Here is an 11,878-nt window from a genome sequence, read left to right as displayed (position 1 = left end):
GAAACAAAATATTTAACATAACTTTAAGACTTTGGCACGGCAATTGTACTGTTTCAAAGTGTTAATACAAGATAATTAAGTTTGAAAACAATTAAAATTAATAATAACCTTAAAAACAAGAGTATGAACTATTCTACAATTAAAAAAACAGCTGTTGCTGCTACATTAGTTGCCGCTTTAGGTTTTGCTGGTACAGCGCAAGCTCAACAAGTATTCGGTGGTAGATCACAATACAGAACTTGGTCTATCGGAGTGCAAGGTGGTATTACTACACCAAACACAATTCTTCCTGGATCAAATGCTTTTGGACAAAAAGTAGGTTACTTCCAAAACAAAGTTGGTGAATACTACGGATTAACTATTCGTAAACAATTCTCTCACACATTTGGTTTAGAATTAGAAGCAAACCGTGGTAAGATTAAAACTTACAACAAAGCGCTTGACGGGTTTAACGGTTTTGAAGCTAATTCTGGTGCAGCCCGTAACGGTGCAGCTAGATCAGCACAAACTGATGTAAACTGGGCAGCAAGCTTGAACGGTGTATTCCAATTGGGTACTATTGATTTCTTGAGAAGAGAAAATGCAGTTAACTTCTATGCTAAAGTAGGTTTGGGAGTTTTAGCCAACAATCCAGTTCAATTTGCGAACGAAGATTTTACTAATGAAGTTTATAACAACAAAGGTAAATGGGGTTCGAAAGTTTTTGGAGATCGTGAGAACACTGGTGACCGTGATAACAAATTAACAGCTTTCGTTCCAGTAGGTGTTGGTGCTAAATTTAAATTATCTGAAGTAGTTGCGTTGAACTTAGGTTACACGATGAACTTCACTGATGATAACTTATTGTATGGTCCAGCTCGTACAGATTATAAAGGTAAATTCTCTACAGTAATGGCTGGTTTAGAATTCACTCTAGGTTCAAGAGACAAACAAAACTTGACTTTTGCTAACCCAGTTGCTACAATGTACGATGAGTTGAAAGACCCTTCATTGAGAAACGAAGTTGAAGCATTAAAACAACGTGTAAGCACTTTAGAAGGTACAGTTAACACATTAAGCGCTGATGCTGATGGTGACGGTGTATCTGATAAATTTGATAAATGCCCTGGAACTCCAGCTGGTACTCCAGTAGATGGTTCAGGATGTCCAATCAAATTCCCAGAGCCAGTTGTTAGCTCTACTACTTCTAACGGTTACTATGCTCCAATTCAATTCGAATTTGATAGCTCAGTATTGAAAACTTCATCTTACTCTACATTAGACAAATTGGCTAAAGAGTTACGTGATAACAATGCATCTGTACAATTAGATGGTTATGCATCTGCTGAAGGTTCTGAAGCTTATAACATGACTTTATCTAAAGACCGTGCTAACTCTGTAAAACAATATTTAGTAAATGCTGGTGTTTCTTCATCAAGCATCACTGCTAACGGTTACGGAGAGAAAAACCCAGTTGCATCTAATGCTACTGAAGAAGGTCGCGTTCAAAACCGTCGCGTTGAGATCAAAAAATAATTGTATACAATATATACCATTATAGTAAAAGCCGGCTTTATAGCCGGCTTTTTCATTTTACACGTATTTATCCTTAACTTTGTGAACGATATCCGATTTGTGGAAAATTAGTTCCATCAAATTAGATAAGAAATTAGTATTTTGAATTAAAGAACAGGATACTGATTTTAAACTTTTGAGAATGGAAGAGGATTTTGAATTTGAGAACCCCGAAGAAAGAAAAATCTCGGTGGACAGATATGAGGAAATGCTTCGAAACGAGGATCAGTATTTTTTTGACTCCAAAGCTTTTGAAGGAATTATTGATTACTACGCAGAAAAAAATGATCCTGTAAAGGCGCTACAGGTCGCCGAATTCGCAATCAGCCAGCATCCCTTTGATATTACATTTCTATTGAAACAAGCGCAACTGTTTTCAACGATTCAGCAATATCAGAATGCGCTCGCTGCATTGGATAAAGCGGAACTATTAGAAGCCTCCGAAGGAGATATATTTTTGATCCGTGGTGGTATACTAGGAAGCATTGGAAAATTCGATGATGCCTTGGAACAGCTGTTTAAAGCTCTTCCTCTGTTGGACAACAAGGATGAGGTGTATTTCCATATTGCGATGATATTTCAGGCCCAAATGAATTATGATAAAGCTATAATTTATCTAAAAAAGGCTCTTGAACTCAATATGGATTACCAAGAAGCACTTTATGAACTGGCTTATTGTTATGACGTATTAGATAGACAGGAAGAAAGTATCTCCTTTTATAAGAAATACATAGATTCAGACCCTTACTCTTACTACGCGTGGTATAACTTAGGAAATTCATACCATAAGATCAGCCGGTTTGAAGAAGCTTTGGACGCCTATGACTATGCGATATTGATCAAGGATGATTTTTCTTCAGCTTATTTCAATAAGGGAAATGCTCTCGTCAATTTAGATCGCTACCAAGAAGCATTGGATGTTTACAAGCAAACATTTGAATATGAGCAACCCAGTGCTGATACCTATTGCGCAATAGGTGAATGTTATGAAAAACTGGAGCAGATGGAAGAGGCTCGAAACTATTATAAAAAGGCAGTCAAATTAGATGCGGAACTTGCGGATGCCTGGTTTGGCATTGGGGTTACCCTAGATTTCGAAGAACGTTACTTTGAATCGCTGCACTTTTATAAAAAAGCATTGGAATTGGAGGATACAAATCCAGATTACTGGTTTGCCATCGCCGATGCACGATATAAATTACAGCAAATAGACCTAGCAGAGGAAGCCTATAAAAGAGTCGTTAGCTTGAATCCAACGGATATTGATGCATGGCTGGATTATTCCTCAATTCTATTTGAACAAAGTAAAATTGAAGAAGCTATTGATGTGATTTCCGATGCTATCACACAGAATCCGAATGCGGCAGAGTTATACTACCGGATCGTTGCATATCTATTCGCCAATGGACAGTATAACGACGCACTAAACTTTTTGGAACTTGGATTAGCAACTGATCCGGAGAAGTATCACATCCTTTTTGATTATCTCCCACAGCTTCAAGGAAATCAGATTATCACTGAAATTGTAAAAAAATATACAAAGCCGAAAGATTAATATAATATAGGCACTTTATCCGGTCATCGCCAAAGGATGACCGGATATCAAAATTGAAGCGCCATTCATATTCCAACAACCTAATTTTCCCACTTTAAATGAAAAAACTAGGGCTAATAGGATACCCATTAGGGCATTCTTTTTCAAAAAAATATTATTTAGAAAAATTCCGCCAAGAGCAAATAACCGATGTCGATTATGACTTGTACCCCATCCCTCAGATAGCTGATTTTTCAAAAATTGCCTCCAACAAAGATTTCTATGGTGTGAATGTGACCATTCCCTATAAAATTGAAGTTATGGATTATTTGGACGAGCTTTCGGAAGAGGCCAGCGCAATTCAAGCTGTCAACTGTATTCGAATTAGCCATACAGCAGATGGCGCAACGCAGCTAAAAGGCTACAATACGGATGCTTATGGCTTTGAGGCGTCAATAAGGCCGCTAATTAATCCCCAAGTAGATAAAAAGGCCTTAATTTTAGGTAATGGCGGTGCTGCAAAGGCAGTAATTTATGCGCTGAATCGACTTGGAATAATGCATTCTCTAGTGAGCAGAACCAAGGGCGCAGACCAGTTGACTTATGATGAATTGGATGCTGCTATCCTAGCAGACCATACGGTGATTATTAACTGTTCACCTGTTGGTACTTTTCCCCATACAGAACAATCGCCAAAAATCCCTTACGAATTTCTAAATGAGAACCATCTTTGTTATGATCTCATTTACAACCCCGAGGAAACTACATTTCTACAAAAAAGTAAACAAATGGGAGCCAGAATCAAAAATGGATATGAAATGTTGGTCCTTCAAGCGGAAAAGAATTGGGAAATTTGGAATAGTTAATCTTTCCATAGTAAGAAATCAATAAAATCTGTAATTTTACCTCTATGCTTACGATCAAATCATTTACTTTCAATCCATATCAGGAAAATACTTACCTACTATACAACGAGTCAGGAAATGCAATTATCATTGATCCGGGCATGTATGGCGAGCACGATCAGCAAGAAGTAGTAAGTTTTGTCGCCGACAATAAACTTCAGCCTAAACTTCTATTAAATACACATTGCCATATTGACCATGTTTTAGGAAATAGTTTTGTTCATGAAAGATATGGCTTGTTGCCACAGTTTCATGAAGGAGAAGTACCTATTTTAGTAGCTGTTCAGAATTATGCCCCTCAAATGGGCATCCGATATGACATCTCCCCAATTGGAGATACATTTTTAAATGACGGCGATACCATTTACTTGGAGAATGACGAACTAGAAGTCATTCTGGCGCCGGGTCATTCTCCTGCTCATATTTGTTTCTATTCTGCTCATCAAAAATTTCTGATTGGAGGAGATGTACTCTTCCGCAACAGCATAGGTAGGACGGATCTTCCAGGAGGCAATCACCAACAGCTTTTAGATAGTATAAAATCAAAACTTTATACTTTGCCCGATGATACCGTTGTATATCCTGGGCACGGGCCGTCCACAACGATTGGCTTTGAAAAAAATTCCAATCCCTTTATTCGACAATAAGAGTCATGAATCTGCCCTTCCTATTTGCTAAAAGATATCTTTTTTCCAAGAAATCTGTCAACGCCATTAATATTATTTCATCCATTAGTGTAATCGGTGTAATGGTAAGTAGTGCTGCATTGATTATATTGCTTTCCTCCTTCAATGGAATGGAGCAACTTATTTTGTCTATGTACAGTAAGTTTGCTCCAGAACTCAAGATAGAACCCTCCAAAGGAAAACTTTTCGATACAAAAAGTACAGCTTTTGATGAATTAAGAACAGACCCCAATGTGATTCATTACACTGAAGTTCTACAAGAAAAGGTATTACTGCAATATTCAAATAGACAATTTATTGCCAATATAAAGGGAATTGAGCCGCAATCTCTGAGTAAAACAACCGGAGACAGTATTATTGTAGACGGTCAATATCAGCTTACACACGATTCTATTAATCTGGCCATTCTTGGCGCAAGTGTGCAGGCCAACCTGGGCATTCCATTACAAAAACCTACTGAGCAGATTCAAGTATATTCCCCGAGAAAAGGGGTAAAGAATTCATCAAACCCTGCTGAGGAGTTCAATATACGGTCGATTACGCCAGGCGCTGTATTGCGTTACCAACAAGATTTCGACAATTTGATCATTACTCCAATCTCATTCGCCCAAGAGGTTCTTGGAGAGTATCAGCGTGTTTCATCAATCGAGTTTTATCTAAAAGATGGCGTAGATATCAATGCGTTCGAGCGGGTATTACAACAGAAAATCGGGCCTGATTATATCGTAAAGAATAGAGAAGAACAAAACCCAACGTTATATAAAAATGTTCGCGTAGAACGATGGGTCGTTTTCTTTATATTGACCTTGATTAGTGTTATTGCCATATTTAACATTGTAGGTTCACTAACGATGCTTGTACTAGACAAACAAAAGGATATGACGATTCTGAAAGGCCTTGGCGGTGATAATGAACTGATTCAACGCATCTTTTTTTATGAAGGCCTTATGATAGCTTTCATAGGTTGTTTGTTAGGGCTATTGATAGGCGCTATATTTAACTATATCCAATCAACTTATGGAATTATTCGTGTAGAAGATGGTGCAAATACGATTATTGACAGTTACCCTATGGTAAATCAATGGAGCGACTACCTTTTGGTATTTGTAACAGTAACTGGAATTTCTGCGCTCGTTTCTTACTTTTCTGCTAAAATAAGCGTCAAAGAATTAGGCAAATTAAAGACAACAAATTAATAATTTGAAGTTTTTCGGCTCTTACTCCCCTTAGTAATCTGCTGGATTAAATTACCCCAAGCAAAAGGATTTAACAACGGATTAGCATATCGTTGATTGATGACCTTATTATTCATCGTATTGAAGCTCTGTGCATTGTTAATTGATCGCATTTCGTTTCCATCACGCGGTATTACTGCAGCCATTGCAGCTAAAGATTCATAAGATAAGGATCTTCTTACTCTCACAATATTATCTTCGGAAACGTCGAGGTTCATAAAAGCAATATTGAACTCTTCGATACTTGCCCAAGGGTATGGGGTAACCATCGGTAGTTCCGTAACGAGATTTTGCATAACGATATTTGCAGTATACTTGTCTCCCTTAACTTCAGGAATAGTGACCACTAAAGGATCAAATCCCACAGATGTAAAACGAATGGTATCTCCGACATGGGCTACAAAAGAAAAGTAACCTTCATTATTTGCGGCAAAAGCTTCATTTCTAAAAGATAAATTGGTGACTGTTGCATAACCTACTGGAAGCCCGGATCCAACGGTTGTGACAATACCGGAATATTGAACAATCTTCCTTTCCTGAGCATGTGATGCGGAAAAGAAAAAAGTTAAAAAGACAATAAGAAATATTGAAACCAGCAACTTCATAGAACAAATTTAAACAAAAGTAGCCGAACTAGCCGTTAAATTGTGTTAAGAGCACAACTAATTAACAGGGGGTAGAGTCGCTTCAGGAGAGTCGGGATCCGTTAAATTAATTGCCTCAACAGCGGTAATTTCAGGAACAGCCTTCCTTATTGCCTGCTCTAAACCAGCTTTGAAGGTCATGATGCTCATTGAACATGAAGCACATGCTCCCAATAATTTTAAACGCACGACATTATCCGCTGTAATCTCTTCGACACTCACATTTCCGCCATCAGTTTCCAAATATGGTCTCAAGGTATCTAATGCTTGCTCAACTTTTTCTTTTAATGTCATACTCTTAATGCTATTCAATGATTGTAATATGTAAAGATAGTCAAATATTTTAAAATGTATATTCTTAGGCCTAACTACCCCCACAAAAACAACAAGTATATGACAATATTTTCATCTTACGCTCTTCGTCGAGTTAAAGTATGTTAATAAGAAATCTTGTTTTTGCGATCAAAAAATTATTAAACTATATTGCGCAATAAAATTTAATTGATTAGTATAACAAATTCACTTATCTTTGTAAAATGTTTTTAAATAGGCGTATAGCGGCTATCTGTGCCGGCATGATGTTTCTATTGGTATTTACTGGCTGTAAGAGTAAATTTGAGAAATTGCGCGCAAGCAATAATATCGCTCAAAAATACGAAGAGGCTGTAAAACTTTATGAAAAAAAGAAATATACCAAGGCGTTAGTTTTGTTTGATGACTTGCGGACGAAATTCCGCGGACAAGCTGAAGCAGAAAATATTTACTATTATTTGGCATTTGCCAACTACCGTCTGAAAGATTATACGTCAGCTGCATTTCACTTTAAAGATTTTGCTGATGTATATCCCAATAGTGCAAGAGCTGAAGAATGTAGGTTTATGCATGCTTATTGCTATTACTTGGATTCTCCAAGATCAACATTGGACCAAGCAAATACACGAAAGGCAATTGACGCATTACAGCTCTTTGTTAATCTTTATCCCGAATCCGAGCGATCTAAAGAAGCTTCCGATCTTATTCAGAAATTAAGAGATAAGCTAGAGCTTAAAGCTTTTGCCAATGCAAGACTGTATTACGACATGGGCCTTAATGATGATTATAGGGCGGCGGTCATTGCTTTGCAAAATGTCCTAAAAGAATACCCTGATACAAAATATGCAGAAGAAATTGAGTTTTTGACATTAAAGGCTCAATACATCTATGCATCCAAAAGTATCTTCCTGAAACAAGAAAGTAGATTTGATGAAGCTTTGGATTATTACCGTAACTTCGCAAGTAATTTTCCAAACAGCAAACATATGAAAGAGGCAGAATCCCTTCGGGAGAATTCTGAAAAAGGCATTAAAACTGCACTCTCCCAAGTGAAAGAGTATAATAAGGCTCTTGCAGAACAGGAAGTATATATCAAAGAACAAAAGGCGAAAAAAGAACAAGAAAATACCCAAAAAGATGAGTCAAAAAAATAATAATTCAATTCCAAATTCTACAGTTACACGTGACTTGAGACAATTGGACAAAGGCACTGACAATCTCTATGAATCTATTGTAGTTATTTCTAAACGCGCGAACCAAATTGCAGTAGATATTAAAGAAGAATTGAACGGAAAACTTGCAGAGTTTGCAAGTAATAACGATAACTTGGAAGAGGTATTCGAAAACCGCGAGCAAATAGAGATTTCAAAACATTATGAGCGTATGCCAAAGCCTACTTTGGTTGCCATCGATGAATTTTTACACGATAAAGTGTATTACAGAAATCCCTCGAAGGAGCAGGACTAATCCTTAAAAAATGGCTTTAGCTGGGAAAAATATTGTAATTGCTGTATGCGGCAGTATTGCCGCATACAAGATTGCATCCCTCATCCGCATGTTGATAAAAGCAGATGCCCAGATTAACGTTATTATGTCAAAAGAAGCCACGGCCTTTATCACCCCGCTTACGCTTTCTACACTTTCCAAAAAACCAGTGCTTATCGATTATTACCAGCCAAATACTGGGGAATGGAATAATCATGTCGAAATTGCGCTATCTGCTGATTACATTTTAGTCGCTCCTGCAACAGCAAATACCATTTCCAAAATGGCCACTGGATTGTGCGATAACTTGCTAACAGCCGTATATCTATCAGCGAAATGTCCAGTGCTATTCGCTCCGGCGATGGATTTAGATATGTGGAAACATCCCTCTACACAATCTAATATCAAAAAGCTAAGTTCTTACGGCAATATCTTAATTCCTCCGGGAAACGGGGAATTAGCTAGTGGATTAATAGGTGAAGGGCGCATGGCTGAGCCGGAAGAAATACTGGATTTTTTAGTTAAATTTTCAGAGCGAGCGCTCCCTTTATCCGGAAAGAAGGCGTTAGTATCTGCTGGCCCTACTTATGAAGCTATAGACCCAGTCCGCTTTATTGGGAATCATTCAAGTGGAAAAATGGGGTATGCCATCGCTGCGCAGCTCAAAGAACTTGGAGCGGATGTCACGCTTGTTTCAGGACCTAGCGCCCTGAAAAGTCCTGAAGGTGTTCTCAAAATTTCAGTGACCTCAGCAGCAGAAATGTTAAGTGCTTGTGAAGAACACTTCCAAGCGGCGGATATTGTTGTGATGAGCGCTGCTGTCGCAGACTACACTCCCATCAATGTAGCCACTCAAAAAATAAAAAAGAAAGAAAATGAATTCTCTATTGAGCTGAAGAAAACAGTAGATATTTTGGCTACTTTAGGAGCTAAAAAGAATGAGCAACAACTGCTCATTGGATTTGCTTTGGAAACCAATAATGAACTGGAAAATGCCAAAGATAAATTGATTCGAAAAAACCTAGATTTTATCGTTCTCAATTCGATGCAGGATAAAGGAGCAGGCTTTGCGACCGACACTAATAAGGTTACTATAATTGAACGATCAGGTAATATCCATGAGTTTAGCCTAAAATCGAAAGAGGAAGTTGCCGAAGATATTTGTTCAATTATCGTCAGCCTTTCTTAGGGAAAACTTTTATAAGAAAGCACGCCCGAAATGCTATTCGTACAAATCTACAAGCAGATCTTATAAATTTACAATCCGAAGTTCTTTGGGGTAATAGTTATTGATTCGGTTAGGTAATACCTTCATCCAGCCCAATCGTTGGCCTTTAAACCTTGCTATTGTCCACCCTTGAATATCATCAGCAAATGTATCTGCAACGATATTCTCCTTTCTAAGGTAGTTTCGCGCGTCCTCAAGCGATAAGTCTACCGCCTTATACTCTACTGCTAAATAATTACTCAAAGCCAATGCATGGCTCGGTATTAGCTCTTTCCTATTGACCTTTCCGACATTAATTCCTGCATTCTTAAGATAGAGTACATTTTGAAGATATTTTAAATCGTTTTCGTACATTTTTGGAAAAACATATACATCTTCATGATGAAGGAAGGTGTGCAAACTATCACTATTTGAAATCCAATCATTTAAAATCCCTTTGGGCACATCTGACTTTTCGGGTTTAATTCTTTTTCTATTGAACGTTTCCTGTTCACCAACTTTGTTAAGAACAGCAATAAAAAAACCCTCCCCCCCTAATTTATGTGGATAAAACCGATAGCCGTGTCCGCGATGCTTTACAGAAAATGTATGATCAATTCCCCAATTATCTTCAACGTTTATTTCAACAGATTCAAAATCGCCGCTATCCAATAGCCAATCAACGATGTCTTCATTTTCCTCTGATGAATAAGAACAGGTCGAATAGAACAGATAGCCCCCCTCTTTCAAGGCGGTCAAACTTTCAGCCAAAATACGTTGTTGCCTTTCACTACAAAGTTTCACATTAGCTTCAGACCACTCCTCTATGGCATCGGCATCTTTTCTAAACATACCAGATCCAGAGCAAGGTGCATCGACTACCATTAAATCGAAATATCCAGGAAGACGATTAAAGGCAGCAGGATCGTTATTTGTTGTTACAGTGTTAGCATTTCCCCATTTCATTAAATTATCCTGCAAAATTGTAACCCTAGCCTTAATAATTTCATTGGCAACCAAGAGCGAATCGGGATGGAGGCTGCTGTTTAATAACGTAGACTTTCCGCCGGGGGCTCCACATAAATCCAACGCCCGAACAGCATGTAGATTTAGCTTCAAACGTTGAATAATATAATCTATAAACATGGAAGAAGCATCTTGTGGATAGTAAGCACCAGCATGAAATAGAGGATCTAATGTAAACACTGGACGATCTTGGAGATAATAAGCTGCATTACACCAGGGCACTTTACCCTTATTGTCAAATGGACATTCTTCCAATTTATTTGGATTAAGGCGTATTGCCGTAGCCCGAATCCCCTCCTCATGTACTTTTATAAATGCGTCTTTATCAAATAACGGATTCACTCCTAATTTTTTCACTAAAGCATTCGGCAGAAAATTACTCATGTTGTCCTTATAGTTTGCGATAAAATTAAGATAAATAAAAATGAAGTCAAAATAAGTGGTAAATTACAAGAAAGCGTAACTTTGCATTATGAAAGAATTCAAGAAATATGCTATTATTCCTGCAACTCCAGAGGAGCTGTATCTCGCATTAACGACTGAAATTACGGCTCGTCTATGGACAGGTGATCTGGTGTCCATAGACGCCACTGTCAATGGAGAATTCTCTTTATGGGACGGAGCTATTACTGGCCGGTTCTTGGAACTACAACCTTCGACAAAAATTGTACAGGAATGGTATTTTGGAGAAACAGACACTCCGTCTATTGTTACACTAAAACTGCATGAACATAAAAGAGGAACGTCCCTAGAAATTAGACAGACAAATATACCCGATGAAGACTTTGAAAACATCTCCGACGGTTGGGAAGATCCTTATATATCGTCATTAATTGATTTTTATACGGAGGAAGGGTAAACTTCCATCCCCCACAATATCTTTTATTAGGTTATTGGCGTTATAAATGACGCCAATAATCTAGTAAACTAAATATCCCCAGCGATTTCCGCTCCAGCTTTTTTTAATAACCTGACTTCATTGTATCTTTTTATATAATCTAAAAACAATTTGTAGCTATATTTTCGCTCAAGTAAAAATTCCTGTAATATGTTAGGTCATCTTTTATTAATGCTGATCATGATTTTGGCCCTTTGTTTCACATCATGCCCTAAAATATCTTTCACGACATCATTCAATTATCTCTCCCGAAGAGCGTTTAATTGCTTATATCCACTTAATGTACTTATTTTAGAAAAAGGTATAATTATACATGCTGTTGCTGCAATCCATGTGGCCCGGAGCGCGTAAGGATGGGAACGGAACATGGCCGATGGACCAGCCCCATCTAT

The 11,878-nt window shown here is 37.8% G+C and carries 12 protein-coding genes; 9 read left to right on the top strand and 3 right to left on the bottom strand.

The window, feature by feature from the left end; all coding sequences use genetic code 11:
• The first annotated feature begins 123 nt into the window (after positions 1–123).
• The 5 genes from B2W36_RS18910 to B2W36_RS18890 all read left to right on the top strand — a co-directional run bounded on the left by B2W36_RS18910 (position 124) and on the right by B2W36_RS18890 (position 5,875).
• On the top strand, positions 124–1,515 hold the full coding sequence (locus B2W36_RS18910) for an OmpA family protein (RefSeq protein ID WP_293889215.1): 1,392 nt from the start codon (positions 124–126) through the stop codon (positions 1,513–1,515).
• Positions 1,516–1,696: 181 nt separating this feature from the next.
• Positions 1,697–3,109, top strand: coding sequence for a tetratricopeptide repeat protein (locus tag B2W36_RS18905; protein ID WP_293885273.1), 1,413 nt, complete (start codon positions 1,697–1,699; stop codon positions 3,107–3,109).
• A gap of 98 nt (positions 3,110–3,207) precedes the next feature.
• Complete coding sequence (locus B2W36_RS18900; protein ID WP_293885274.1) at positions 3,208–3,954, top strand: shikimate dehydrogenase family protein; 747 nt, start codon at positions 3,208–3,210, stop codon at positions 3,952–3,954.
• A gap of 44 nt (positions 3,955–3,998) precedes the next feature.
• Entirely contained in the window at positions 3,999–4,640 is a 642-nt protein-coding gene (locus tag B2W36_RS18895; RefSeq protein ID WP_293889213.1) for an MBL fold metallo-hydrolase, read from the top strand.
• Between the two features lie 5 nt (positions 4,641–4,645).
• The gene (locus B2W36_RS18890) at positions 4,646–5,875 is read left to right on the top strand and encodes an FtsX-like permease family protein (protein WP_293889211.1); all 1,230 of its coding nucleotides are present in this window, start codon (positions 4,646–4,648) and stop codon (positions 5,873–5,875) included.
• Here B2W36_RS18890 and B2W36_RS18885 read toward each other — a convergent pair.
• The gene (locus B2W36_RS18885; protein ID WP_293885279.1) at positions 5,872–6,519 is read right to left on the bottom strand and encodes a hypothetical protein; all 648 of its coding nucleotides are present in this window, start codon (positions 6,517–6,519) and stop codon (positions 5,872–5,874) included. The two genes, B2W36_RS18890 and B2W36_RS18885, sit on opposite strands and share 4 nt — an antisense overlap.
• A gap of 57 nt (positions 6,520–6,576) precedes the next feature.
• The gene (locus B2W36_RS18880; protein WP_209582127.1) at positions 6,577–6,852 is read right to left on the bottom strand and encodes a NifU family protein; all 276 of its coding nucleotides are present in this window, start codon (positions 6,850–6,852) and stop codon (positions 6,577–6,579) included.
• A 242-nt stretch (positions 6,853–7,094) separates the two neighbouring features.
• Here B2W36_RS18880 and B2W36_RS18875 point away from each other — a divergent pair, with 242 nt between their 5' ends.
• From B2W36_RS18875 to coaBC, 3 genes are read left to right on the top strand one after another with little or no spacing between them, the layout of a single operon-like run.
• A complete protein-coding gene (locus tag B2W36_RS18875; RefSeq protein ID WP_209582102.1) occupies positions 7,095–8,024 on the top strand; it encodes an outer membrane protein assembly factor BamD in 930 nt (309 codons plus the stop codon).
• A complete protein-coding gene (locus B2W36_RS18870) occupies positions 8,008–8,337 on the top strand; it encodes a DNA-directed RNA polymerase subunit omega (RefSeq protein ID WP_075990346.1) in 330 nt (109 codons plus the stop codon). Before B2W36_RS18875 ends, B2W36_RS18870 begins: the two co-directional genes overlap by 17 nt.
• Before the next feature lie 10 nt (positions 8,338–8,347).
• On the top strand, positions 8,348–9,544 hold the full coding sequence (gene coaBC, locus B2W36_RS18865; RefSeq protein ID WP_293885282.1) for a bifunctional phosphopantothenoylcysteine decarboxylase/phosphopantothenate--cysteine ligase CoaBC: 1,197 nt from the start codon (positions 8,348–8,350) through the stop codon (positions 9,542–9,544).
• A gap of 60 nt (positions 9,545–9,604) precedes the next feature.
• Here coaBC and B2W36_RS18860 read toward each other — a convergent pair whose 3' ends face one another.
• Positions 9,605–10,972 carry a methyltransferase RsmF C-terminal domain-like protein gene (locus B2W36_RS18860; protein WP_293889209.1) on the bottom strand — a complete coding sequence of 456 codons (1,368 nt, stop codon included), beginning with the start codon at positions 10,970–10,972 and terminating at the stop codon, positions 9,605–9,607.
• 88 nt (positions 10,973–11,060) lie between these two features.
• Here B2W36_RS18860 and B2W36_RS18855 point away from each other — a divergent pair, with 88 nt between their 5' ends.
• On the top strand, positions 11,061–11,447 hold the full coding sequence (locus B2W36_RS18855) for an SRPBCC domain-containing protein (protein WP_209582119.1): 387 nt from the start codon (positions 11,061–11,063) through the stop codon (positions 11,445–11,447).
• The last annotated feature ends 431 nt before the right edge of the window (positions 11,448–11,878 follow it).

This window comes from Sphingobacterium sp. UBA3549 (assembly GCF_002376635.1).
Lineage (GTDB): Bacteria > Bacteroidota > Bacteroidia > Sphingobacteriales > Sphingobacteriaceae > Sphingobacterium.
The sequence above is the reverse complement of the archived record's forward strand: the minus strand, read 5'-3'. Positions and strand labels throughout refer to the sequence as shown.